Here is a 26235-nt window from a genome sequence, read left to right as displayed (position 1 = left end):
CTCAAGATGTCTTTCCTGAAACGCTTTGGCGCCAATCGTGGCGCAGCGGTAGGCTTGGTGCTGCTGCTCGTCGTGATCCTGACGGCGGCGCTGGCCTCCACGTTCTATGAAGACCCGCCATGGGTGATGGTGGCGGACCCGCTGCTCGCGCCGTTCCATGACGGTGCCTATCCGCTGGGCACCGATATGCTCGGTCGCGATATCGCTGCGGGCATTGCCTACGGCGCACGCGTCTCGCTGATGATCGGCGTGATCTCGACGCTTGTGGCCGTGCTGATCGGCATCGTGGTCGGCGCGCTGGCCGGTTACTACGGCGGGCGCATCGATGACGCGCTGATGCGTGGCACGGAGTTCTTCCAGACCATCCCGCAACTGGCGATGGCACTGGTGCTCGTGGCGATCTTCAAGCCCTCGCTCTATTCGATTGTTGGAGCCATTGCCATCGTGTCGTGGCCGCCCGTGGCGCGATTGGTTCGCTCCGAATTCATGACACTGAAGGAGCGTGAGTTCGTGCAGGCGGCCGTGGTCATCGGCCAGTCGCCCGCGCGCATCATCTTCACGCAGATCCTGCCCAATGCCGCATCGCCAGTGATCGTCACCGCCTCGCTGATGACCGCCACCGCCATTCTCACGGAATCGGCGTTGTCGTTCCTGGGATTGGGTGACCGCAACCTGATGAGTTGGGGCTTCATGATCGGCGCGGCCCGCACGATGCTGCGTGAGGCGCCGTGGATGAGCCTGTGGCCCGGTGTGGCCATCATGCTGACAGTGCTCGCGATCAACCTGATTGGCGAGGGGCTCAATGACGCGCTCAATCCGCAACTGCGCAAACGAGGGAGCTGACCGATGAAGGAACCCCGCAATCACGCATCCGGCGCACCGCTGCTATCGATCCGCAACCTCAGCATCGCGCTGCCCAAAGGCGGTGACCGGCCCTTTGCCGTACGCGACATCGGCTTCGACATCGGCGCCGGCGAACTCGTCTGCATTGTCGGAGAGTCGGGCTCCGGCAAGTCGATGAGCGCCAACGCCATCATGGGTCTGCTGCCCACGTACCTGAAACCTGAGTCCGGCCAGATACTGTTCAAAGGGCGCGACCTGCTGACGCAGGACGAGACCACGCTGCGCGGCATGCGCGGCAAGGACATGGCGATGATCTTCCAGGAACCGCTCTCTGCGCTCAATCCACTGCATCGCGTGGGCGACCAGATTGCCGAAGTGATGCGCGTGCATGGCGCACTCGATCCGGAATCGCGTCGCGCACGGGTGCTCGAACTGCTCGAATTCGTGGGCCTGCCCGATCCGCCGACGCTCTGCCAGGCGTATCCGTTCGCGCTCTCTGGTGGTCAGCGCCAACGCGTGATGATCGCCATGGCGCTCGCGCTGGAACCGGCATTCCTGATTGCCGACGAGCCGACCACGGCGCTGGACGTGACCACGCAGGCGCAGATCCTGACGCTGATTGCACGTATCCAGAAAGAAAAGGGCATGGGCGTGATGTTCGTCACGCATGACTTTGGCGTGGTCGCAGAGATTGCCGATCGCGTCATCGTGATGGAGAAGGGCTGCATCGTCGAACAGGGACCGGCGGAGCAGGTGCTCAATCGCCCCGTGCATCCCTATACGCAGCGGCTGATCGGCAGCGTGCCCTCGCACCGTCCACGCAATGCCGCTGCCGTGGAGCCGTCGGCCGGCTATCCGGTGCTGCGCGTCGAAGGGCTTCGCAAGACCTACACCACACCGGGCGGGCTGTTCCAGCGCAAGCGCGTGGTAGAGGCGGTCAAGGGCGTCAGCTTCGAGATCCGCGCGGGCGAGACGCTCGGTATCGTCGGCGAATCGGGCTCCGGCAAGTCCACCATCGGCAAGTGCCTGCTGAAGCTGACCAGCAACGACGGCGGCGTGATGGCGTTCGAAGGACGCGATATCGCACCGCTTGCGGAACATACGTTCCGCCCGCTGCGTCGCCATATCCAGATGATCTTCCAGGACCCGTTCGCGTCGCTGAACCCGAGGCACACGGTGGGACGGATTCTATGCGATGGCCCCATGGCCAACGGCGTGCCGCGTGCGCAGGCCGAAGCGCGTGCGCGGGAGCTGCTCAAGCTGGTGGAGCTGGAAGCCAGCGCTTTCGACCGCTATCCAAGCCAGTTCTCGGGCGGACAGCGCCAACGGATCGGCATTGCACGCGCGCTGGCCATGGAGCCGCGCCTGATCGTGGCAGACGAGTCGGTGTCGGCGCTGGACGTATCGGTGCAGGCCCAGGTGCTCAAGCTGCTGGCCGATGTACAGAAACGCCTCGGCATTGCGCTCATCTTCATCACGCACGATCTGCGCGTGGCCGCGCAGATATGCGACAAGGTGCTGGTCATGCATCGCGGCAGTGTGGTGGAACAGGGCACACCCGCCGAGATTTTCGAGGCCCCGCAAGATGCCTATACGCGCCGCCTGATCGATGCAATGCCCGGGAAGGCGTGGGATCCGCAGGCCGTACAGGTTGCCGATGAGCGGGTGTCTGAAACCGTGGAGGCCGCATGACCCTGTTTGTGCAACCCGCTACCGATCTCGATCCCGATCTCGAACTGGCCGCATCCTTGTTCGCGCAACTGGCCAGCCAGAGCCACGATGGCGTGGGCATCACGCGCGACAGCTATGGCGATGGCGAGAATGCCGCGCATGCATGGTTCGCCGCCGTGGCAGAACGTCACGGACTGGAAGTGCGACGCGACGCTGCCAGCAATCTCTACCTGACGCTGCCGGGCCGCGACCGGGCGGCGCCGGCCGTCATGACGGGATCGCACCTCGATTCCGTACCCCGTGGCGGCAACTTCGATGGCGCCGCCGGCGTGGTAGCTGGACTTGCCCTCCTGGCAGGATGGCGCCGCGCAGGCGTGACGCCGGCGCGGGATGTCACCGTCATGGGCATCCGCGCGGAAGAGAGCGCGTGGTTTCCCGTGTCATACGCCGGCAGCAAGGCTGCATTCGGCATGCTCGACGCCGATGCACTGGCACTGCGTCGCGCCGACACGGGGCGGACGCTGGCCGATCACATGCGCGCCGCAGGTGGTGACCCCGATGCGGTGGCGCAAGGCGTGTCCGCGCTCGACGCCGCCCGTATCGACTGCTTTGTCGAGCTCCACATCGAACAGGGGCCAGTGCTCGAAGAAAGCGGCGACGTGCTGGGCGTAGTGACCGGTATCTGCGGCAGCCAGCGCTACCGGCACGCCACGATTCGCGGCCAGTACGCGCATTCCGGCGCCACACCGCGCAGCCATCGGCAAGATGCCGTGGTGGCGGCGGCGGCGCTGGTCACGGCGTTGCAGCGGGCGTGGGTCGCACTGGAAGCCGCCGGCCACGAACTGACCGTGACCGTTGGGCAATGCTCGACCGATGCGGCGCAGGCGGATTTCAGCAAGGTGTCCGGGCGTGTCGATTTCAGCATCGACATGCGGTCGCGCAATCGGGACACGCTCGATGCGATGGACGCGGCAGTGCAATCCATTTGCGCGGACATCATCCAGTCCTCTCGCGTCAGCATCGATCTGGGCCCGGTCACGTCGAGCGCATCGGCCGCGATGGACCCGGCACTGCAAGCCATGCTGACCGCAGCGGCTGGCGAAGCCGGGGTGCCTGCACGGGCCATGCCGAGTGGCGCCGGCCACGATGCGGCGCTGTTCGCCTCGCGAGGCATACCCGCCGCCATGCTGTTCGTCCGCAATGCACACGGCAGCCACAACCCGGACGAGTCGATGCGGCTCGACGATTTCGCGCAGGCCACACGCGTGCTGGCCCAAGTGCTCGGCACGCGCGCCGGCGTTTTTCCTCTCAACACGATATTGAATACATGCCAGTCTGTCTGATTACCCAGCCGATCCATCCCGTCGGCGCGGAACGCCTGCGTGCCGCCGGCATTGAAGTGCGTCATGGCACCGCCACGAACGCGGCGGAGCAGATTGCCGAGGTGCGCGATGTGGACGCCGTGATTGTGCGCGAGGGCCTGTCGGCCGCCGCCATCGACGCCGCGCCTCACCTGGCCGTCATCAGCAATCATGGCACTGGCACGGACAAAATCGCTGTCGCCCATGCGCATGCTTGCGGCATTCCCGTGGTGTCCACGCCCGGTGCCAACGTCCGGGCCGTGGCGGAACACACGATGATGCTGATGCTGGCCGTGGCGCGCGGTGTGGTGCTGGCCGATGCCGCTACGCGGCGGTCTGACTGGCAACACCGCTACACGGTGCCGATGCATTCGCTGTCCGACAAGACGCTGGGCATCATTGGATTTGGCCGCACGGGACAGATCGTCGCGCAGATGGCACGGGCAGGCTTCGGCATGCATGTGGTGGTCTGGTCGCCGCGCGTGGCGGAGCAGGACGTGGCGGCACTGGGTTGCCAGCGCGTCGAAACGTTGCAGGCGCTGCTGCAGATGTCCGATGTGGTGTCGCTGCATCGCCCGTTGCGGCCCGATACGCGCCACACCATCGATGCCGCCGCGCTGGCGGTGATGAAGCCCGGCGCGATCCTCGTCAATACGTCGCGGGGTGGCCTGATCGACGAACCGGCGCTGGTCGACGCCCTGCGCGCCGGCAAACTGTTTGGCGCGGGACTCGATGTTTTCGAGCGCGAGCCGTTGCCCGTGGCGTCGCCACTGGCGACGTTGCCCAATGTCGTGTTGAGTCCGCATCAGGCCGGTTCCACGCAGGAGGCCCTGGCCGATACCGCGAGCCAGTGCGCCGCGCAGATCATCGATGCCCTTGCAGGCAGGCAGCCCGAGAACATGCTCGATCCGTCCGTCTGGCAGCGCCGCCGGCACAGCGGCTCGACGCAGAATGTCATGGAGGTACAGGTATGAGCGCGCCCATCTGCAACGTGACACAGGGCACGCTGCCGCTGTTGATCTCGATTCCGCACGGTGGCGAACAACTGCCCGACTGGCTTGTGCCGCGCCTGACGCCCGCAGCCCGCGAACGTGCGGATACGGACTGGCATCTGCGACGACTCTATGCGTTCGCGGTGGAGCAGGGCGCGTCGGTCGTCGAAGCCAACTACTCGCGCTATGTCATCGATGTGAACCGGCCGGGAGACGGCAGCAGTCTTTATCCGGGACAGACGACGACCACGCTGTGCCCGGTGGATACGTTCCGTGGCGAACCGCTCTACCTCCCGGGCAATACGCCGTCTGCCGAGGAAGTGGAAGCGCGCAAGCGTGACTACTGGCAGCCCTATCATGACGCGCTTGCGGCCGAGATTGCCCGCCTGCGCGAGCGACATGCCAAGGTTCTGGTATGGGAGGCGCATTCGATAGCGGGCGTGCTGCCGCGGCTTTTCGATGGCAGGCTCCCCGACCTGAACATCGGCACCTATAGCGGCGCGAGTTGCGCGCCGGCCATGCGCGATGCGGTCATTGCGGCGGCAACGCAAGGGCCGTTCACGTGGGTGGCGGACGACCGGTTCAAGGGCGGACATATCACGCGCCACTACGGTCAGCCGGCATCGGGCGTTCATACCATCCAGCTGGAAATGGCCCAGTCGGTCTACATGGACGAACGTGCGCCGTTTCCCTATCTTCCGCAAGCCGCGGGGCGCGTACAGCCAGTGTTGCGCAGCATGCTGGATGGAGCGCTTGCGGCCATGGCCTCGCTGTAGCGGGCGGGGTGCGTGGCGTGGATCTTGCAATCCCCCGTGGATGTCGGGCCGTACGCCCGTCTCCACGGTATTCCGCATGACATCTTCCACCCTGCCTCGCAGGCAGCCCGTGACGCCGCTGAATCTGCGGCAGATCGAAGTGTTCCACGCCATCATGGTGGCCGGCTCGTTGAGCGAGGCAGGCCGCATGCTGTGCGTGTCGCAGCCCGCTATCAGCCGGGTGCTGTCCACCATCGAGTCACGCCTGCACTTTGCGCTGTTCGACCGTGAGCGCGGTCGTCTGCATCCCACGCCGGAGGCGCACCGGTTGTTCGCCGAAGTGCGGCCCATCCTCGATGGTGTCGGCCGTTTCAACGCCGTGGCGGCCAGTCTGGCCGAGCATGGCGACGGCAAGCTGTCGATCGTGTCGAGCCCGAGCTACAGCGAATGGCTGATGCCACGCGCCATTCAGCGCTTTCGCCATCGGCATCCCACCGTACGCGTGCACTACCGGCCCCTGCCATTCGACGCACTGTTGCCGTTTGTGGCGCAGGGGCAGGCCGATCTGTGCATCGCGTCGATGCCGCCGCCCGAAGGCTCGGAGTTGCGTGCGCGTGAAATCGGGCAAGGCAACATCATGTGCGCGGTGCCGCGCGGACATCCGCTGGCCGATGTCGATGAGGTGAGGGTCGACGACATCCGGGGTTCCACGCTCATCGGCTATGGCAGCGATACCCCGTTCGGCAGGTTGTCGGCGCAGTTCCTCACTTCGGAGCGCGGCATGCTGGCGCCCGATATCGAGATCCGCTCCACGCCCGAGGCGATGGCGCTGGTGCGCGAAGGCGTCGGCGTGGCGCTGATGGAATCGTTCGGGTACACGCCGGACGGTGCAGGCGACATTGTCCTGAAGCCGATTCGTCCGGCACTCAACCACAAGATCTATCTGATTCACGCGCGGCAGCAGGCGATGTCCACGCTCGCCAGGGGTTTCGTGGCCACGCTTGCCCATCTGCTGGCGCGCAATCCCGAATGAGTGTGGCGGCATGACGACGTGCACCTGCGCGACGGCATCAATGTTTGTCGCGCAACCATAACCGACGGTTATGGACGACGGCCGGGACGCGCGTGTGCAGTCTCGACAATCGCCTTGCAAATCAAGGGCATGTGGTGCCCGCCACCGAATCGGATCACGCGGAACGGCACGCCGGGCATGCGCTTTCGCCACGCGCGTTGCCTCCCTACACTGGGCCTGCCTTCAACGCCTGTTGCTTACACGCACATTCGATTCATGACCCGACTCATCACCGCAGCGGCTGCACAACTCGGCCCGATCCAGAAACACGAGGGCCGCGACGTCGCGGTTGGCCGCATGGTGCGGCTGCTTGAACGCGCGCACCAACGTGGCGCGCAGGTCGTGGTGTTCCCCGAACTGGCCCTGACCACGTTCTTTCCGCGCTGGTATCACGAAGATCTGGATGAAGCCGATGGCTGGTACGAAACGGAACTGCCATCGCCCGCCACGCAACCGCTGTTCGACGCCATCCGGCGCTACGGACTGACGGTGTACCTGGGCTATGCCGAGATCGCCTTCGAGCCTGACGAGACCGGCATCGTGCGCAAGCGCCGTTTCAATACATCGGTCGTGATCGCACCGTCGGGCGAGATCGTGCTCAAGTACCGCAAGGTTCATTTGCCCGGCCACGCCGAGTTCGCCACGCATCGCAAGGTGCAGCATCTGGAGAAGCGTTATTTCGAGATCGGCAACCTTGGCTTTCCGGTCAAGCGTGCGCCGGTGGGAGATGTCGATGTCAACGTAGGCATGATGATCTGCAACGATCGACGCTGGCCGGAATCGTGGCGGGTGCTGGGACTGCAACAGGTGGAACTGGTCATGCTGGGCTACAACACGCCAAGCATGAATCAGGAGAACCGTGGTTTCGAGGCGCATCACTTGCGCGTATTCCACTCCCAGCTGTCGATCCAGTCCGGCTGCTACCAGAACGCCACCTTTGCTGTGGCCGTAGCCAAAAGCGGCACCGAGGATGGTCACGAGATGCTCGGGCATTCGATCATCGTCAATCCGCAGGGTGAGATCATGGCGCAGGCCACGACGTGGGACGACGAACTGGTGGTGGCGGACTGCAATCTCGATCTCTGCGAGCTGGGCCGCTCGACGGTCTTCAATTTCGGCCTGCATCGCCGGATCGAGGCGTATGGCCGCATCACGGCGCAGACCGGCAGCGAAGCACCGCAGGTGTGGACACCGTCATCGGCATCGCTGTGAAGGAGGGCGCCATGCAATCCATCTTCGCGAAGACCCGATCCGCACTGCCCGCCGAAATCCACCACGAGATGCTGGGCCAGATGCGCGTGCCCGACTTTGCCGATGTGGAGCGCGCCGCGCGGGCACTGGCCGCGCACATCGTCAGGACACCGTTGCTGCGTAATGCCGCGCTCGATGCGCTGGCCGGTGCGCCCGTCTGGATCAAGCCGGAATGTTTGCAGGTCACCGGTTCGTTCAAGGCGCGCGGCGCGCTCAACGCATTGCTGGCGATGGATGACGCCACGCGGGCACGCGGCGTGGTGGCGTATTCGACTGGTAATCACGGGCAGGCCATCGCGTGGGCCGCAAAACAACTCGGCGTGATGGCAACGATCGTGATGCCCGTCGATGCCCCGCGCAACAAGGTGGCGCGCGCATTGCAGCAGGGTGCACGCGTGGTGCATTACGACCGCCGTGTCGAGAGCCGCGAAAGCATCGGCATGCGGCTGCTGGACGAAACAGGCGGCACGCTCGTACCGCCCGGAGATCATCCCGATGTGCTGGCTGCACAAGGCACGGTGGCGCTGGAGGCTTTGCAGGATCTGCCGCGCAGCGCGCGCGAGAATCTTGGCACCTTCCTTGCGCCGTGCGGTGGCGGCGGCATGCTGGCCGGTTGCGGCCTGACTGTCGAGGCAATGAGTCCGGGCACGCGGCTGGTAGCGGCCGAGCCTGCGGGATTCGACGATACCGTGCGCTCCTTGCACAGCGGCCAGCGCGAAACCAATGCGCCCGGTGCCACGTCACTGTGCGATGCGCTGCAAGCCGTCACGCCCGCCGAACTGCCGTTCGCCATCAATGGCCGCTATCTCGATGCGGCCGTAGCCGTCACCGACGAGGAAGTCGTGACTGCCATCCGCTTCGCGCTTGACGAACTGCGCTTGCTCGTGGAGCCCGGCGGCGCCGTGGCGCTGGCTGCGCTGCTGGCCGGCAAGATCGATTTGGCCGGACGCGACGCGGTACTCGTGCTGTCGGGCGGCAATGTCGATCTGCCACTCCTACATACGATGCTGCAGCCCACTGCAGCCGCTTCGCACGGAACCTGAGACGACCGTGCACATACCGGCGCGCATCCGTCCGCGCCGATTCTTGCTACCCCGCTGATTCAGGAACTGTTCGCCATGTCTCTCAAGTTTTCTCCGCTGCGCGCCATTGCGCGCATGGCCCTGGCGGCCACCGTGGTGTTCTCCACCCACGCGGTTGCCGCATACCCCGAGCGACCGATCACGCTGATCGTGCCCTTCAACGCAGGGACCACACCCGATATCGTGTCGCGGCTGCTGGCCGATGCAGTCGGGCGTGACATCGGCCAGCAGATCGTGGTGCTGAACCGCGTGGGCGCCTCGGGCATCATCGGTACGCAGGCCATCGTGAATGCACCGGCCGATGGCTATACGATCGGCTTCGCCAACGTCGCCACGCTGGCCATCAACCAGTCGCTCTACAAGAAGTTGCCCTATGACGCCGACAAGCAACTCGCACCGGTGGCGCTGACGGGTTTCGTGCAGAACGTGCTGGCCGTGCGCAAGGATCTCGGCGTCAAGAGCGTGGCCGAACTGGTGGCCAAGGCAAAGGGCGCGCCGGGCAAACTGGCAGTCGCCTCGGGCGGCAACGGCACCACGGGACATTTGAGCGCCGAGATGTTCAAGTCGATGGCGGGCGTGTCGATTACGCACGTTCCGTACAAGGGGGGGCCGGAAGCGGATCTCGCGGTGCTGCGTGGCGAAGTGGATCTCGTGTTCGAGAACATTACGTCGATTGCGCCGTACCTCAAGAACGGGAGCGTCGTGCCGCTTGCTGTGACGGGTCGCCAGCGCGACAGTCGTCTTCCGCAGTTGCCGACCATGGCTGAAAGTGGACTCAAGGATTACCAGGCCGTGGCATGGACGGGCTATGTGGCACCCGCGGCCACCGATCCGCAGATCCTCGACATGCTTAATCGTGCCTTCAACAAGGCCGCGAACTCCGATGCCATCAAGGCGCGCCTGGCTGACATGGCCTACGAGGTGACGACCGGGCCGCGCAGTGCGTTGTTCGACCTGGCCCACAAGGAGCGGCCGATCTGGGCAGGTGTGATCCGCGCCTCGGGTGCAACGCTGGACTGACATATGGCCGAATTCGATCTGGTGTTGCGCGGCGGAACGGTCATCGACGGCACCGGCGCCGCACGCTTCGATGCCGATGTTGCCATCGTTGGCCGGCGGATTGCCGCGATCGGCGATCTTTGCGGCGCGGTAGGACACAGCGAACTCGACGTGCGTGGCCGCATCGTGGCGCCAGGCTTCATCGATGCGCATACGCACGATGACCGCTACCTGATGCAACAACCGCTGATGCCTGCAAAGCTCAGCCAGGGCGTAACCACCGTCATCACAGGCAATTGCGGCATCAGCCTTGCGCCATGGCGTGCCTCACCGGGACAGACCGTGCCACCGCCGCTGGATTTGCTTGGCGATGACCCGGCTGCCTTCTGCTACACCGCATTCGGCGAGTATCTCGGTGCGCTGGAGCGCGCGGCACCTGCAGTCAATGCGGCCTGCCTGGTGGGCCACACCACCTTGCGCGTGGCCGTGATGGACCGGCTGGACCGTGCCGCGACAGCTGCCGAGATTGCGGTCATGCGGACCCTGCTGCGCGATGCGATGGTGCACGGCGCCTGCGGCATTTCGACCGGTGCCGCGTATCCGGCGGCCATGTCAGCGCCGACCGATGAAATGACGCAGGTAGCCGCGGCGTTGCAAGGGTTTGGCGGTGTACACGCCAGCCACATTCGCGACGAGGGCGACCGTGTGTGCGAAGCCATCGACGAAGCCATCGCCATCGGCGCGGCGGGCACAGCAGGCACCGTGCTATCTCATCACAAGCTGATCGGGCCGCGTAACCACGGACGTTCGGTGGAAACACTCGGGCATATCGCCCAGGCCATGCAGCATCACTGCGTGGGACTGGACTGCTATCCCTATCAGGCCGGTTCGACCATTCTTCGCAAGGACCGTCTGGCGGTGTCGAGCCGCGTGATCGTGACGCGCTCCCAGACACACTCCGAGTACGCGGGCCAGGATCTCGACGTGATCGCCGCGCAAATGGGTCTATCGCCCGAGGCGGCCGTGGACGCCTTGCAACCCGCTGGAGCGATCTATTTCCTGATGGATGAGGCCGATGTCCGCCGCATCCTGGCCTTCCCGCAAACGATGATCGGCTCCGATGGCCTGCCGCACGACCCTGTGCCGCATCCCCGATTGTGGGGAACGTTTCCGCGCGTGCTGGGGCACTACAGCCGCGACGTGGGATTGTTTCCCCTGGAGACGGCTATCCACAAGATGAGCGGCCTGACGGCGCGGCATTTCGGCCTGCCGGACAGAGGCGTGCTGGCCGAAGGCAACTACGCAGACATCACCGTCTTCGACGCCGCGCGCATCATCGATACCGCTACGTTCGAACAGCCGGTGGCGCAGGCTGCCGGCATCACCTGCGTCTTCGTCAACGGCAGCATGGCATGGCGCGACGGCGCGGCAACCGGCATACGCGCCGGCATGGTCATCCGGCGCGGCGCATAATTCCACCATTCGCTAACCCACAAACGGAAAACTCATGATGCAGTCCGTCTTCCACCTGGCCTTCAACATTACCGATCTCGACGAGGCGCGCCGATTCTACGGCGGCGTGCTGGGTTGCAAGGAAGGTCGCAGCACCGACACGTGGGTCGATTTCGACTTCTTTGGACACCAGATCTCGCTGCACCTGGGCAAGCCATTCGAAACGGCGCGCACCGGACGGGTCGGTAATGCACTGGTGCCGATGCCGCACTTCGGCATCATCCTGCTCCTGCCGGCATGGCGCACGCTGGCGGATCGCCTTACGGCGGCCGGCACGGACTTCGTGCTCAATCCGCAGGTGCGCTTCGAGGGCGAACCCGGCGAGCAGTGGACGATGTTCTTCGTCGATCCGTTCGGCAATCCCATCGAAGTCAAGGGATTCAAGACGTGGGAGGCGGTATACGCCCATTAGCCGCCATGCTCGCAAAACGTTCGCGCTAGCACTTCGGCAAGTCAGACCTATCGTTTGTGCCAATCCATTCCTCGGAATACGGTCACGAGCGTTCGCTAAGGAAACCTAAGGGCAGGGCCGAGGAGGAGGGCGGGCTTGGCGGTGGTGGCATCAGAGATGCACCGCTACCAAGCCGCGCTTTCATGCCTGAAGGACGGCTTCTTCCTCAATAGCAGGCTTGACGTCACGGAAGCTGAGTCCCGACTCTGCGACTTTCTGAAGCAGTTCGGACGGACGCCAGCGCTTACCGTACATCGAGTGCCATTTCGAGACCTCTCGATAGATCACCGATGCACCAACGGTATCAGCCCAGAACATCAGCCCCCCCCGATGTCGCGGGAATCCAAAGCCGTAGAGCCACATCACATCGATGTCGCTAGGCCGGTACGCCCTACCATCCTCGAGGATCCTGCACGCCTCGTTCACGGAAGCGAAGAGAACGCGCTGCAGGATCTCCTCGTCCGTGAATTCCCGTTGAGGAATGCCGAAATCCTTGGCTACGTCTGCAATCACCTGCTTGACGACATCATCGGCAATGGGCGTGCGGTCGCCGTTCTCGTACCGATACCAACCGGCTCCCGTCTTTTGTCCCTTTCTTCCCATTTCTACCAGGCGATCAGGGACATGCAGCTTTCGATATTCCGGGTCAGCAGCCGCGCGACGCTTGCGTCCTTCGTAACTGACGTCGAGACCCGAGATGTCATTTACTGCAAAGGGTCCCTTCGGGTAGCCAAACTGCTCCATTACCCTGTCAATCTGGACAGGCGTGGCACCCTCTTCGAGCATGAGCATCATCTCTGCCATCATTGGAGCACGGCTTCGGTTTGCAACGAACCCGTCGCACGAGCCCGCAACGGCACAAACCTTTCCAATGGACCGACCCATCTCCATCGTACGAGCGATCGTCGCCGGAAGGGTGCGCGGGCCATTCACGACTTCACACAGTTTCATGACATTGGCGGGCGCAAAGAAGTGCGCGCCGGCAACGTCGCCTGGCCGAGAAGTTGCATCAGCGATGGCGTCAATATCGATTGCGGAAGAGTTCGTAAGCAGCAGTGCGCCCGGCTTCAGTACAGCATCCAGCTTTCGGAAGACATCTTGCTTGATGTCGAGGCGTTCGAATACTGCCTCAATGGCGACATCGCAGTCAGAGATGGCCTCATACTCCTGAACACCTTGGATGAGATCCAGGCGCCGGTCCATTTCATCCTGGGCCATGCTGCCGCGTTTCACCTTTACCGCGTAGGTATCGCGGATGCGTTGAAGTCCGCGGTCCAGCGCCTCGGCGCTCGCTTCGAGTACCTTGACGGGGATCTTCGCATCCGCGAAGCACATGGCAATGCCGCCGCCCATGGTGCCGGCCCCAATGATGGCCGCCGATTTGACGGGGGGCACGCTCGAAAGATCGACTTCCGGAACCTTTCGCGCTTCACGCTCGGCGAAAAAGGCGTATCGCAGGGCCTTGGCTTCAGCGGAATTTTCTAGCGCCGCGAATGCTTCTTCTTCGAAGGCGATACCTTCGTCAAAGGGGAGGCGGACTGCCGCCTCGATACATGCGATTGCCCTGTCCTTGGCCGGCAGCAGTTGCCCATTCTTTGTCTCGGCTTTGCGTGCATCGGCGACGATGGCGGCGACACTTTCGTCATCCACGTCCACGTGACGGTCGCGTACGCGTGGCAATGGGCGTGCTTGAGCGATGCGTTTCGCAAACGCGATGGCGGCGCGACGCAACTCGCCTGTCGGTACCAGCGCATCGACGATGCCGATCTTCTCGGCATCTTCGGCGCTGATTGGGCGACCGCCGAGAATCAGTTGAAGAAGCACTTCGCTGGTGCGCAGCCGTACGGCCGCCGCAGTGCCAGGTGTGCCGTCGTACAACTTGCCTGAAGTCAGCTCTGGCAGGGAGCTGACTGCAGCCGCGTTGACCAGACGTAACTCGCGACTTCCACATATTGCGCCCCGCGTGCGGGCGTGGAATGCGATCTCGCGACAGGCGTAATAGGCGCCGGCACAGATGCCGAGATAGTTGCCGCCAGCTTCAATATAGCTTCGAATCCGCGCATTGGGCGCGCCGTTCAGCAAAGCGCAATAGGGAAGATCGGCACCTCCGGGCATGATGAACAGTGCGGCATCGACGAACAGTGTGCTGTCGAAGCGAATATCGTCGGCCACCACCGCGCGGATTTCATAGCTACCAGTGGGAAGCTGGTGTGCCACGGCACGCATGAGAACCGCCGTCCAATCAGATGCGCCGGCGTCGACATAGGTCAGGATCTGATTCTTCGGCATACCGCTCCTTACGTTCTAATGCTGGGAGGTCGGGCGTCAGAACTTGTGACGCAAACCGAGCATCACGCCCGTCTGATTGTTACCCGGTGTGATGCTGATGCCAAAGCCGTTTAGGCCGAGGTTGGAGTCTTCCTTGTTCCTTGCGTAGCCGACATTGAGGAACGCGTCGGTGCGCTTCGACAGCACGTAGTTGGCAGACCCGATCAGGCTCCACGGGTCACGGCCCGTGCGTTTGTCGTTGAAGTAATAGCCCGCGGCGGTCAGGCTGAGTGCCGGCAGTATCTGATATTGGTAGCCGAGCCAGTAGACATCGCTGCGCTTCGAAGGCTGCCCTGCCAGCACGCCAATATCCCCGTTCAGCCAGCGATAGCCTGCGAACAGCTTGCCGGTGGTGCCGAACTTAAAACTGCCGGCCACGGCGATGCGACGGTCGCGCTGGCTCGTGTTCTGTCCCGTGATGCCCAAAGTGCCTTGCTGCTGGTCGTAGATCGCGGTCATGCCGACAGGGCCGGAGGAATAGTCAAAGCCGGCGCTGAGCGCCTGGTCACTCTTCGGGTCGCCGGGCACTTCGCCAGCGAACGACGTCGCGCCTCCGCTTGTGATCGAGGTGCCTCGCGCGAAGCTGTAGAGGGCAATGGCGGTTACGGGCCCGAACTTCCCGGTGTACTTCGCCATATTGTCGTAGCGGCCGACGAATGACGAATCGACCATCTGCAACGAGTAGCGTGCGCCCAGCACCATCGGGTCATAGTTGATTAGCAGGTCATACAAAGCATTCTGCTGCCGGCCGAGCGAGAGCCGGCCCATGCGATGCTCCAGGCCGACATACGCCTGCCGGCCAAACAGCCGGCCGCCCTGCGATGCGACGCCGGTGTCGATCTCGAAGCCGCTCTCCAGCACATACAGTGCTTTGGTTCCCGCGCCCAGATCCTCGACGCCGCGCAGGCCCCAGCGCGAGCCCGACATGTTGCCCGATGTCAGACGCGTCAGGCTGTTGCCACTGGCGTTGGCGTGATTGAGATACTCCACGCCAGCATCGGCAACACCGTACAGCGTGACCGAGGACTGTGCGAATGCCAGGGGCGATATTGCGGCCAGTGCGGCGGCCGCTATCAGTTTTTCCTTCATGGTCTCCTCCTTGTGTTCTGGTTTGGAATGTCTGTTACGCGCCTTTTGACTGGCGCGTCGTGCGAATCAGGGCGAACGTTCCCCCCCAGTCCGAAACGGGACTGTGCGGGACAAGCCGTGAGGAATCAGTGATTCAGCGTGGGCGTGCGTCGCTGCAAGTCTTCGAACGACATCAGCCTGCCGGCGATGGCACTCGCCGCGACCGTAGGGGGGCTGGCCAGCCAGACTTTTCCGGGGCCGGAACGTCCCGGAAAATTGCGGTTGATGGAACTCACCGTAACCTGCTCGGCGCTCGTGGACGAACCGGGGCCGCAATTCGCGCATGCGCCGCAGGAGGGCTGCAGGATGCGCGCGCCGACTGCATCGAACGCTTTCATATAGCCTTGCTTCTGGCAGTAGTCGCGCACATCGGTGGTGCCAAACTGAAGGTACAGCGTGACGTGCTCAGGAATGCGAAGCCCTCGTTCGGCAGCCCACTGGAACACCGCGTGGTATTGGTCGAAGTCCTCGCGCTTACCTGCGGTGCAGGACCCCCCGTACGCAATGTCAACCTTTACCGTTTCGTCGAGCTCGCCGATGGGGAGTCCGTTGCCGGGATCGCCTGGCCGCGCGATCATGGGAGTCAGGGTGCTGCAATCCACTTCGAGCGTGGCGGCGTAGGACGCGCCGTCATCGCTGCACATCCATGGCTCGACTTCGAAATCGATGCCGCGCCGTTCTCGAAGAAAGCGCACGGTCTCCGCGTCCGGCGCAACAATGCCCGTGAAGCCGCCGAGTTCGGCACACATGTTGGTCAGCGTTGCGCGCTCATCGACACTCATCGCCGATACCACCGGGCCAGTGAACTCGAAGACTTTTCCCACGCCGGCGCCGGTCTTGATGGCGGGCTGGGCCAGCAGTTGCAGCACCACGTCCTTGGCGGTTACCCCGGTCTGCAGGGTGCCATCGAGCACCACGCGGATCGATTCCGGTAGCGTCATCCGCACCGCACCGGTGACGAACGCATTCGCCATGTCGGTCGTGCCGACACCGAAGGCCACACAACCCAGCGCGCCACTGTGCGGCGTATGCGAGTCGGTGCCGACGACTACTTGTCCCGGTAGCGCATAACGCTCGGCCATCATCGCGTGGGAGATGCCAGCAACATTGCTGCCGTCGTCCTGGCGCACCTCCTCGTCAGTCAGCGTGCGGTGGAACGTCAGCCCATAGGTCTTTACGAAGTCGCGCTGCGCGTACCGCATCTGCACGACGTTCTCGACCAGACCGTTGCGCACATGCGCCGGACTCTCCGTCACGTAGGACGTGTGATCCTCGAAAACGACAATATGGTCAGCCTGCTTGAGTTGCACAGGTTTGCCGAAATTGGCATGCAACATGTGTGCACACATGCCCGTGTAGTACTCGTGGATGAATCGCCAGTGCGCCTGCACGAAGATGCCGTCGCCAGGATTCGGATGCATGGGCGTGACCGGCGTCGACAGCAGATTGCGCCGGACGATTTTCTCGAACAGCGTTTGCGGCTGTTGGTGGTCAACGTTGCCGGCTGGCTGTACACGCGTGAGGTATTGCTGCCCGAACTTCAGCAGGCCGCCATGCTTGAGGATTGACGCGGCGAGGGCGTCACGTCCAGCCACGAGATCGTCGATCGGAATCGGCTCGCCCGCTTCCAGGCGTGCCACGAGTCCGAAGTCCGTGGACGTGTAGAGGCCGATATTGTCGGCGTTCTGGCGGTAGATGCGCTCGAAGCTCTTTGCCACGACCAGGCGAATACCGGCGAGTTTCTCGGCCGCCGGACTGTGCTCGCGTGACGAGCCCTTGCCATACCGGTTGCCCGCAACCGTGACCCCAAACTTGCCAAGGCGAACCGAATCGGGAACGAAGGGCAGCGTGTCGCCGGCCTTGTAGCCGGTGTAAGGATAGCGTCCGAGCGCATCGTCGTAGTGCGTGAGGATGGGGACGGGCGTGATCTCGTCAGTGGAAACGTCGTCGCGTAGCGGTCCTGCAGCAGCTAGCGTTAGATCCTCGCCCGCCAATTGCTGCGCCATCGCCGTCGACGAGTCGGCCAGATACAAGATACGGCCGGCGGCCTCGAGGACGTTCATGGGGGTGCTCCTGTGGGATTTTGTTGGACTTTACGTCGCTACGTTCCGCAAGGTGAAGCGCTGATGTAGCATTCCCGGTATCGCAGACCAAGATAGCGGGTATACCCTTTGCATCGCATCGACCCTGTCAGCATCCAGCTCTTTCTCACGGTGGCGCGGGAAGGTTCCATCAAGCGCGCGGCGGAACTGGAGCACATCGCGCAGTCGGCGCTAAGCCGCCGCATCGCGGAATTGGAGCGGAGTCTGGGGGTGACTCTCTTCGTTCGTTCTACCACTGGCGTAGTGCTGACCAACGCGGGCGAACGGGCGCTGGAACTGGGCCGCAAACTCAATGCGGACATTGTCTCCTTTGCACGCGAAGTACAGGATCTTAGCGAACAGGTGGGCGGCGTAGTGCGGCTGGCGGCCAGTCCTTCGGCGATCATCGGCTTCCTGCCGGAGCGGCTGCACCGTTTCAAGCAGGCCTATCCGCATGTCGAGATCGCGTTGTTCGAGCGTTCGACGGCAGAGTGCATCCGCGCTTGTCTTGACGATGCCGCCGATGTGGGGATCGGGGTCGCGACAAGTGGCGCGCCGGGCCTGGAGTCGTGGCCGTTTGCTGTCGATCCGCTCAACGTGGTGGTGCCGAACGAACATCCCCTGTCGAGCCGGGAACGTCTGCGTTTCGTCGAAGTGCTCGACCATCCCCTCGTAGTCGTTCAGGCCAGTGGTGCACTGGCGAAGGAGCTTGGCGAACAGGCGACGAATCTGCGCAAGCCTTTCAACCAGAGCGTTACCGTTTCCAGCTTCGAGGCCGCCTGCCGTATGGTCGAGGCAGGCCTGGGCATCGCCGTGCTGCCGGCAAGCGCGAGCGCTGCCTATGCCGGGACCGAGCGTTTTATGCGGATTCCTCTGCACGAGGCATGGAGCAGCAGGCACCTTCTCGTCTACTCGCCATACAAGTCGCCGCGCCTGCGTGCGGTGGCTGCGCTGATCGACACCCTGAGACAGGAAGGTTAGGGAAACTACGCTATGCCTGAGTGCGATAGCCGGTGCCCCGGATTAGCACTCTTCTGGCGCGGGCCGTCGCACTACACTCCGTCCAACCAGATATCGCCCGCGGAGGCGGTGTCACACAATAGACGGAGACAGGAATGCCCACCCCACTTCGGAAGCAAGTGCGCCTTGCATTTGCCGTAATGACGTCGCTCGTACTGGCTTCCGCCAGCATCTCTCCCGCACAAGCGCAGACGCCAATTCGCCTGATCGTGCCGACGCAGGCCGGCTCGCAAGCCGATGCCGTCGCGCGCGCAATGAGCCAGTCGCTGTCCAAGAACCTGGGTCATTCGGTGGTGGTGGAGAACCTGCCCGGGGCGGGCGGCGTGCCGGGCACGCAGCAGCTTGTGCGTGCCCCGAAGGACGGCACGACGCTCGGCCTGATTTCATCGAATCACGTCATCAACCCGTTCATCTACAAGAACATGCCGTACGACGCGTTGAAGGACATTACGCCCATCACCGTCATTGGCACGCTTCCGCTGGTGCTGGTGGTCAACCCGTCAGTCCGCGCGAACAACACGAAGGAACTCGTTGCGTTGCTGAAGTCCAAGCCGGGCGAGTTCAACTACGGCTCGTCGGGCAATGGCACCGTGCTCCATCTCGCAGGCCAGTTGTTCGCCAGCGAGGCGAAAGTCGAAGTCAGCCACGTACCCTACAAGGGCGCGGGCAATTACACCACCGATCTGGTCGGCGGTCAGGTCCAGCTCGGCTTCCTCACCTTGCAGACGGTGTTGCCGCTCGTCAAGGCAGGCAAGCTCAAGGCCATCGCGGTGTCGACGACGCAGCGCGTGCCCGGCCTCCCCGATGTGCCGACGCTCGCGGAATCGGGGCTTCCGCAATACAACTTCGATGCGTGGCTTGCCATCGTCGGCCCCGCTGGCATGCAGGCCCAGAACGTTGCGCAGCTGCAGTCGAAGATCAAGGCAACCTTGCAGGATAAGGACGTGCAGGAGCAACTCGCGCAGCAAGGCGTCATTGTGTCGACCGCTGCGCCGGAGAGCGCTGGCGCGTTCATGAAGACCGAACTAGACAAGCACGCCAGGATCGTCAAGCAGGCCGGTGCGACGTTGAACTGAGCATGGGACATGACCATGGAAGCAGATAGCGCTGCAGTTCTTTCTACCAGCGATCTTGCTGATAGCCGGCCGGATGATGTCGAAGGTTACGCATCGCCGTTCCGATCATATGGAGGACGCCGCGCGTTCCACGGCCCGATCGCGACGGTCACCTGCTTCGAGGATGCCGGTCCCATCCGGGACTACCTGTCGGAGCCAGGGCGCGGACGCGTGCTGGTTGCCGACGCAGGCGGCTCGCGGCGCGTGGCGGTACTGGGCGACAGGATGGCGCAGTTGGGAGTCGGCAACGGCTGGGCCGGTGTGATTCTCAACGGCAATGTGCGCGACTGCGATACGCTGGCTGCGCTCGATGTCGGTGTGCTGGCCCTCGGCGCAGTACCCGTGCGGGGTGGTCTGTACGGACAAGGCGAACGGGATGCTGATGTTGTCATCGCCGGGATTTCCTTTCGCGCCGGCGGATATGTCTATGTCGATGCAGACGGACTGTTGCTCAGCCACGCGGCATTGCACGAGCAATAGCGCGTGAGGTTCAACTAGCGGCTGCACGCGTAGATCAGGAAGTCCCGCAACACGGTAGCGGGCACGGACAGTTCCGTGTCCTTGGGCCAGATGACGCCCACTTCCATATCCGGTGCCGGCGTAGCGAGCGGCCTGGCTTCGATCTCCTTGCCTTCGAGCGACCACGGCCGGAAGACCATGTCAGAGAGCACGGTCACGCCGAATCCGTGGGCGACCAGTCCGCGCAGCGCTTCCATCGAAGTCGTTCGGAACCCCACGTTCGGCGCGATCCGTTTGCTTTGCCAGTAGCGCATCGTCGAAGCCTCGCCCTCGTCGACCGTGAGCAGAATGTAGGGATACTCGGCAATCTGCCTGAGTGTAGGAGGCGGCCCTAGCAGCAGCGGGTGACCTGGCGCCGCCCAGAGCTGACGGCGTGATCGGATCAGCGAGCGGTGTCCGAACCTGGCAGGCTCCTCGACGTTCGAGAGCAGCACGATGCCTAGCTCTATGTTCCCGCATAGCACCTGTTCCTCGACGGAGAGACGATCAAGATCGCGCAGATCCAGTTCTACGTTGGGATAGTTGTTTCGGAAACGCGCGAGCAGGCCGGGCAGGAAATAACCAAGAACGGTATAGGTGGCGGCGATGCTGACACTGCCTTCCAGCGCATCCAGGCGAATGCGAGGCTGCCGCAGCGCATCCTCCACCGATTCGAGAATGCGCGTGACGTGCTGGTAGAGGTGGTTGCCTTCTGCGGTTAGCGCAACGCCATGTGGAAAGCGGTCGAACAGGCGGACGCCAAGCAGTTGTTCCAGCGCCAAGACCGCGTTGGTAATGGCGGACTGTGAAACGTGTTCTTCGGTAGCGGCCATTGAAAACTGGCCCGTTGCCGCCGCAGCACGAAAGTAGCGCATCTGCCGCAGCGTGATCTCTTTTGCGGCGGGAAACGCGCGCTCGATGCCTTGCATCTTCCTACGGCTGGCCTTCGGTTGGGGTGCGCTCATGGGTATCCGAAAAACAAATAGCAGGTGTCTGAATTCGTGATTTTACGATCGCTGGGTGGATCCATACACTGGGGCAAACCTATAGAGAAGGGCGCATCGCCCTGGAGACTACGCCGTGAATAGTCCGCTTACCCCACAATCCCAACAAGCATTTGCCGATGCGCTTGCGTCCACCACCATTGACGACAAGTACACGTTGTCGAAGGGGCGCGTGTACATGAGCGGCACACAAGCACTGGTGCGCCTGCCGCTGCTGCAGAAGGCGCGCGATGCGGCGGCCGGACTCAATACGGCAGGGTTCGTATCCGGCTACCGGGGCTCGCCGCTCGGTGCACTGGACATGGCGCTGTGGAAGGCGAAAAAGCATCTCGCCGCCAGCGACGTGGTCTTCCAGGCAGGCGTCAACGAGGATCTGGCTGCCACGGCGGTGTGGGGCACGCAGCAGATCAATCTCTTTCCAAAAGCAAACCGGGACGGCGTGTTTGCCATGTGGTACGGCAAGGGTCCGGGCGTCGACCGCTCGATGGATGTGCTCAAGCACGGCAATGCAGCCGGCTCGGCGCAGCATGGCGGTGTGCTGGTTCTGGCCGGTGACGACCATGCGGCGAAGTCCTCGTCGGTCGCGCATCAGTCCGAGCATGTGCTGCTGTCGGCGGGCATCCCAGTCCTGTATCCGTCGAACGTGCAGGAGTATCTCGACTACGGCCTGCACGGCTGGGCGATGAGCCGCTACTCCGGCCTATGGGTCGCGATGAAGTGCGTGACCGATGTGGTCGAATCCACCTCGTCGGTCGAGATCGATCCGGATCGCGTGCAGGTGCAGATCCCGACCGATTTCCAGGTGCCGGCCGAAGGATTGAACATCCGGTGGCCCGATTCACCCCTCGCACAAGAAGCCCGGCTGCTCGACCACAAGCTATATGCCGCATTGGCCTACATCCGTGCCAACAAGCTCAACCGCATCGTGCTCGATTCGGATAAGCCGCGTTTCGGCATCATGGCCGCCGGCAAGGCCTATCTCGACGTGCGGCAGGCACTGCGCGATCTCGGTCTGGACGATGAAACCTGCAAGGGACTCGGCATCCGGCTGTTCAAGGTCGGATGCGTGTGGCCGCTCGATGCGCAGGACGCTCGCGAGTTCGCAACAGGGCTCGAAGAGATCCTCGTCGTGGAAGAGAAGCGGCAGATTCTCGAATACGCGCTGAAGGAAGAGCTTTACAACTGGCGCGAGGACGTGCGGCCAAAGGTGTTCGGAAAGTTCGACGAGCGTGGCAACCAGGGCGGCGAATGGTCGGTGCCGCAGGGACAGTATCTGCTGCCTGCGCACTACGAGTTGTCGCCAGCACTGATCGCGAAAGCCATCGCCAGGCGTCTGGACACATTCGATCTGCCTGCTGACGTTCGCAGCCGCATTGGCGCCCGTGTGGCGCTGATCGAAGAGAAGGAGCGCGAAGCCGCCAAGCCGCGCCTTTCCGTGGAGCGCAAGCCGTGGTTCTGTTCGGGTTGCCCGCACAACACGTCGACCCGCGTGCCCGAGGGCTCGCGCGCGCTCGCAGGTATCGGCTGCCACTATATGGCGATGTGGATGGACCGCAATACCGATACGTTCAGCCAGATGGGCGGCGAGGGCGTGGCATGGATAGGCCAGACGCCGTTCACCGACGAGAAGCATGTCTTCGTGAATCTTGGCGATGGCACGTATTTCCATTCGGGCCTGCTGGCAATACGCGCATCCGTAGCGGCGAAGGTGAACATCACCTACAAGATCCTGTTCAACGATGCCGTTGCCATGACGGGCGGGCAGCCGGTGGACGGCGTGCTGACCGTGCCACAGATCACGCACCAGGTGAAGGCCGAAGGCGTGCGCGACATCGTGATCGTCACCGACGAGCCGGAGAAGTACGCAAAGACCGATGCGCTAGCTGCGGGCGTGACCGTGCATCATCGCGATGAACTCGATGCCGTGCAGAAGCGGCTGCGTGAAATAGAAGGCGCGACGATCCTGATCTACGACCAGACCTGCGCCACGGAGAAGCGGCGCCGTCGAAAGCAGGGAAAGTATCCCGATCCCGCGCGCCGCGCCTTCATCAACGACGCCGTGTGCGAAGGCTGCGGCGACTGCTCGGTCAAGTCGAACTGCCTGTCCGTGGAGCCGCTGGCGACGCCGCTGGGCACGAAGCGCGTCATCAACCAGTCGTCGTGCAACAAGGACTTTTCGTGCGTCAACGGTTTCTGCCCGAGCTTTGTCACGGCAGAAGGCGCGCAGGTGCGCAAGCCGGCAGCCCAGGGCGGGAAGGACGGAACCGGACTCGAGGCCACACTGCCATTGCCGTCCTTTGCGCCGCTTGAAAGCCACTATGGCATCCTTGTCACAGGGATCGGTGGCACCGGCGTGGTCACGATCGGCGGGCTGCTGGGCATGGCGGCGCATCTCGAACGGAAGGGCGTCACCGTGCTGGACATGGCCGGACTCGCCCAGAAAGGTGGTGCAGTGCTGAGCCACGTCCAACTGGCGCCCTCGCCAGAAGCGCTGCACGCCACCCGCATTGCCACCGGCGAAGCGCGGCTCGTCATCGGTTGCGATGCCATTGTCTCGGCTTCCGCCGAGGTGCTGTCCAAGGTGCAGAACGGCCGCACGGCTGCCGCGATCAACAGCGCGCAGATGCCTACCGCGGAGTTTCTGGCCAATCCCAAGTGGTCGTTTCCCGGTACGTCCGCGGAGAACGACATCCGCGCCAGCGTGGGCGAAGCCTGTCAATTCCTCGACGCGAACGCCTGGGCGCTGAAACTGCTCGGCGATGCGATCTATTCGAATCCGCTGCTGCTCGGCTATGCGTGGCAGCAGGGCTGGGTGCCGCTGTCGCTGGAAAGCCTGACAAGGGCCATCGAACTGAACGGTGTGTCCGTCGAGCGCAACAAGCAGGCCTTCACATGGGGCCGCGCGCTGGCGCACCTTGGCGAGGAGACGGTGCAGGCGATGCTTGGCAAGGACACCACCGGTCAGAAGGTGGTCGCCATGCCGGAAACGCTAGACAGCACGATCCGCCACCGCGCAGCGCTGTTGACCGACTATCAGAACGCTGCCTATGCGAAGCGGTACTCCGACGCCGTTACCAGGGTACGTGCGGCTGAAGATGCAATCGCCGGCCCCGACAGAAAGCGCCCTCTGACCGAAGCGGTGGCGAAGCATCTCGCCAAGCTGATGGCCTACAAGGACGAGTACGAAGTGGCGCGGCTTCACGCCGATCCTGCCTTCCTCGAGAAGCTGCGTACGCAGTTCGAGGGCGAGCCCGGCCGCGACTATCAGATCAACTTCTGGCTGGCGCCTCCGAGCCTCGCGGGACGCGAACCGGGCACGCCGAAGAAGCGCCGATTCGGTCCGCACATGATGACGGTGTTCAAGTTGCTGGCAAAGCTCAAGGGCCTGCGCGGTACGGCGTTCGATCCATTCGGCCGAACGGAAGAGCGCCGCGTGGAACGCGCGTTGGTGGCGGAGTACTTCGCACTGGTTGAAGAGTTTGCGCGCACCTTGACCGCAGAGCGTCTGAGCGTGGCAATCGATCTCGCCAGCCTTCCCGACGATATCCGGGGCTACGGGCACGTAAAAGAGGCGTCGATCGCGCGTGTGGCGACAAGGCGCGCTGAACTGATGGCGGCCTATCGGACTGGCGGGCTATCCGAGACGACAGATGCCATGGTCACCGGTGTCGCGTAGGACACCCGCATGGATACCACGCAGCTTCTCCACCTGATACGCGCCTCAGCCGGGCGACTTCGGCGTGAAACGCGGTCAGCCAACGGGAACACGGACATGCTGGAGCACGCATTGGGTTCGTTGCTGGTCAGTGCATTGCTTACGCGATCGGCGACCGAAGTGGCTGTCGTTCTCGGGAGTGCGGCTGAGTTGCAGTGGTATCCGGACGACGCGCTGCTCAACTGGGCCAAGGAGGTGCTGGGACAGGACAACCTCCACTGTCGCGGCGTGTACTGGGCAGTGCGACACCGATGCAGCCGGACGGGAAAGCCGGCCAACAGATTCGGGGCTCCGGCCTGCCGCGAACGCCATGACGGCAGCGGTGGCCAGCCGCAGGTCTCGGTAGCAGCATGAAGCGTTCTTGGTGAGGAACAGGAGTGAGCATGGAACATTTTGATGGCGGCATCCCCCGGACGGTGAAGATCGTTGAAGTGGGTCCCCGAGATGGCTTGCAGAACGAGAAAAAGCTCGTACCCGCAAACGTGAAGATCGCGTTGATCGAGCGACTGGCCAATGCAGGCCTCGCGGCGATCGAAGCGACCGCCTTCGTTTCGCCAAAGTGGGTGCCGCAGATGGCTGACAACGCAGACGTGTTGCGAGGCATCGTTCGAAAGCCCGGCGTCCGCTATGCAGCGCTTACACCAAACATGAAAGGCTACGAGGCAGCACGGAATGGCGGCGCCGATGAGGTGGCCATCTTCGCTGCGGCCTCTGAGGCCTTCTCGCAGAGGAACATCAATTGTTCGATTGCCGAGAGTCTCGCGCGTTTTGAACCGGTGCTGGCCGCTGCACAAGCGGATGGCGTGCCGGTGCGAGGATATGTGTCATGCGTGGTGGGCTGCCCCTATGACGGCAATGTACCCATCGAGAACGTTGCCAGCGTGGCCGGTGCCCTGATCGAGATGGGATGCTACGAGGTGTCTTTGGGCGACACCATCGGCGTGGGAACGCCGGTGAAGGTGCAGCGCATGTTGCAGCAGGTGGCCAGGCGTGTGCCGATGGAAAAACTGGCTGGTCACTTCCATGACACTTATGGCATGGCGATCGCCAATGTCCACGCCTCGCTTCAACTTGGGATGGCTGCTTTCGACTCGTCAGTGGCAGGACTCGGCGGCTGTCCCTATGCGCAAGGCGCTTCCGGCAATGTCGCCACGGAGGACGTGATCTACCTGCTCGACGCGCTCGGCGTGGAAACCGGTGTCGATATGGCGCCGCTGCTTGCTGCCGGTCAGTTCATCTCTTCGTATCTGGGCCGACCAGCAGCGTCGAAGGTGGCCCGCGCGCTGCGATCGAGCACAGCAAGTTGAAACCGGTATGCGCTCACCGGATACCAGAAGTCTGAATTGATGATTTTTCA

The 26235-nt window shown here is 63.3% G+C and carries 21 protein-coding genes; 17 read left to right on the top strand and 4 right to left on the bottom strand.

The features are described 5' to 3' along the window. Positions 1-6: 6 nt before the first annotated feature. From EHF44_RS27685 to EHF44_RS27635, 11 genes are all read left to right on the top strand, one after another. Positions 7-843 carry an ABC transporter permease gene (locus tag EHF44_RS27685; protein ID WP_124686968.1) on the top strand — a complete coding sequence of 279 codons (837 nt, stop codon included), beginning with the start codon at positions 7-9 and terminating at the stop codon, positions 841-843. A 3-nt stretch (positions 844-846) separates the two neighbouring features. Further along, a complete protein-coding gene (locus EHF44_RS27680) occupies positions 847-2535 on the top strand; it encodes an ABC transporter ATP-binding protein (protein WP_124686967.1) in 1689 nt (562 codons plus the stop codon). Beyond that, positions 2532-3857, top strand: a complete 1326-nt coding sequence (locus tag EHF44_RS27675) for a Zn-dependent hydrolase (RefSeq protein WP_124686966.1) — start codon at positions 2532-2534, stop codon at positions 3855-3857. The genes EHF44_RS27680 and EHF44_RS27675 overlap by 4 nt, the downstream gene beginning before the upstream one ends. Further along, positions 3842-4849 (top strand): hydroxyacid dehydrogenase, encoded by a 1008-nt coding sequence (locus EHF44_RS27670; protein WP_124686965.1) that lies wholly within the window; start codon positions 3842-3844, stop codon positions 4847-4849. Before EHF44_RS27675 ends, EHF44_RS27670 begins: the two co-directional genes overlap by 16 nt. Next, a complete protein-coding gene (gene hutG / locus EHF44_RS27665; RefSeq protein ID WP_124686964.1) occupies positions 4846-5643 on the top strand; it encodes an N-formylglutamate deformylase in 798 nt (265 codons plus the stop codon). Before EHF44_RS27670 ends, hutG begins: the two co-directional genes overlap by 4 nt. Before the next feature lie 109 nt (positions 5644-5752). Continuing rightward, positions 5753-6655, top strand: a complete 903-nt coding sequence (locus EHF44_RS27660; protein WP_253700427.1) for a LysR family transcriptional regulator — start codon at positions 5753-5755, stop codon at positions 6653-6655. A 255-nt stretch (positions 6656-6910) separates the two neighbouring features. Continuing rightward, a complete protein-coding gene (locus tag EHF44_RS27655) occupies positions 6911-7906 on the top strand; it encodes an N-carbamoyl-D-amino-acid hydrolase (protein ID WP_124686962.1) in 996 nt (331 codons plus the stop codon). Positions 7907-7974: 68 nt separating this feature from the next. Then, positions 7975-8988 carry a threonine/serine dehydratase gene (locus EHF44_RS27650; protein ID WP_124687086.1) on the top strand — a complete coding sequence of 338 codons (1014 nt, stop codon included), beginning with the start codon at positions 7975-7977 and terminating at the stop codon, positions 8986-8988. A gap of 75 nt (positions 8989-9063) precedes the next feature. Next, positions 9064-10047, top strand: coding sequence for a Bug family tripartite tricarboxylate transporter substrate binding protein (locus EHF44_RS27645; RefSeq protein ID WP_253700424.1), 984 nt, complete (start codon positions 9064-9066; stop codon positions 10045-10047). A 3-nt stretch (positions 10048-10050) separates the two neighbouring features. Continuing rightward, entirely contained in the window at positions 10051-11499 is a 1449-nt protein-coding gene (locus tag EHF44_RS27640; RefSeq protein ID WP_124686961.1) for an N-acyl-D-amino-acid deacylase family protein, read from the top strand. Positions 11500-11536: 37 nt separating this feature from the next. Continuing rightward, on the top strand, positions 11537-11950 hold the full coding sequence (locus tag EHF44_RS27635) for a VOC family protein (RefSeq protein ID WP_124687084.1): 414 nt from the start codon (positions 11537-11539) through the stop codon (positions 11948-11950). 180 nt (positions 11951-12130) lie between these two features. Here the strand turns inward: EHF44_RS27635 and EHF44_RS27630 are convergent, their stop codons facing one another. The 3 genes from EHF44_RS27630 to EHF44_RS27620 form a co-directional block, all read right to left on the bottom strand. Next, positions 12131-14278 carry a 3-hydroxyacyl-CoA dehydrogenase NAD-binding domain-containing protein gene (locus EHF44_RS27630; RefSeq protein WP_124686960.1) on the bottom strand — a complete coding sequence of 716 codons (2148 nt, stop codon included), beginning with the start codon at positions 14276-14278 and terminating at the stop codon, positions 12131-12133. A 36-nt stretch (positions 14279-14314) separates the two neighbouring features. After that, positions 14315-15406, bottom strand: coding sequence for a porin (locus EHF44_RS27625; protein WP_124686959.1), 1092 nt, complete (start codon positions 15404-15406; stop codon positions 14315-14317). 125 nt (positions 15407-15531) lie between these two features. After that, the gene (locus tag EHF44_RS27620; RefSeq protein WP_124686958.1) at positions 15532-17508 is read right to left on the bottom strand and encodes an aconitase family protein; all 1977 of its coding nucleotides are present in this window, start codon (positions 17506-17508) and stop codon (positions 15532-15534) included. A 108-nt stretch (positions 17509-17616) separates the two neighbouring features. Between EHF44_RS27620 and EHF44_RS27615 the strand changes: the two genes are divergently transcribed. The 3 genes from EHF44_RS27615 (at position 17617) to rraA (ending at position 20141) form a co-directional block, all read left to right on the top strand. Continuing rightward, positions 17617-18507, top strand: a complete 891-nt coding sequence (locus EHF44_RS27615; RefSeq protein WP_124686957.1) for a LysR family transcriptional regulator — start codon at positions 17617-17619, stop codon at positions 18505-18507. A 134-nt stretch (positions 18508-18641) separates the two neighbouring features. Then, positions 18642-19622: a Bug family tripartite tricarboxylate transporter substrate binding protein gene (locus EHF44_RS27610; protein WP_124686956.1), complete on the top strand. Its 981-nt coding sequence runs from the start codon at positions 18642-18644 to the stop codon at positions 19620-19622. A gap of 9 nt (positions 19623-19631) precedes the next feature. Then, entirely contained in the window at positions 19632-20141 is a 510-nt protein-coding gene (gene rraA, locus EHF44_RS27605; protein WP_253700421.1) for a ribonuclease E activity regulator RraA, read from the top strand. A 14-nt stretch (positions 20142-20155) separates the two neighbouring features. On the opposite strand, the gene EHF44_RS27600 is transcribed toward rraA, so the two are convergent. After that, a complete protein-coding gene (locus EHF44_RS27600; protein WP_124687082.1) occupies positions 20156-21088 on the bottom strand; it encodes a LysR substrate-binding domain-containing protein in 933 nt (310 codons plus the stop codon). A gap of 151 nt (positions 21089-21239) precedes the next feature. Here EHF44_RS27600 and EHF44_RS27595 point away from each other — a divergent pair, with 151 nt between their 5' ends. Genes EHF44_RS27595 through EHF44_RS27585 form a run of 3 tightly spaced genes read left to right on the top strand, consistent with a single transcriptional unit; the run spans position 21240 to position 26185 of the window. Then, entirely contained in the window at positions 21240-24839 is a 3600-nt protein-coding gene (locus EHF44_RS27595; protein ID WP_124686955.1) for an indolepyruvate ferredoxin oxidoreductase family protein, read from the top strand. Between the two features lie 9 nt (positions 24840-24848). Further along, positions 24849-25232 carry a hypothetical protein gene (locus EHF44_RS27590; protein ID WP_124686954.1) on the top strand — a complete coding sequence of 128 codons (384 nt, stop codon included), beginning with the start codon at positions 24849-24851 and terminating at the stop codon, positions 25230-25232. A 29-nt stretch (positions 25233-25261) separates the two neighbouring features. Further along, positions 25262-26185 (top strand): hydroxymethylglutaryl-CoA lyase, encoded by a 924-nt coding sequence (locus EHF44_RS27585; protein WP_124686953.1) that lies wholly within the window; start codon positions 25262-25264, stop codon positions 26183-26185. Positions 26186-26235 lie beyond the last annotated feature (50 nt).

The sequence above is a fragment of the Cupriavidus pauculus genome (assembly GCF_003854935.1).
In the GTDB taxonomy this organism is placed as follows: Bacteria; Pseudomonadota; Gammaproteobacteria; order Burkholderiales; family Burkholderiaceae; genus Cupriavidus; species Cupriavidus pauculus_C.
This window is presented reverse-complemented; position numbering and strand designations above follow the sequence as displayed.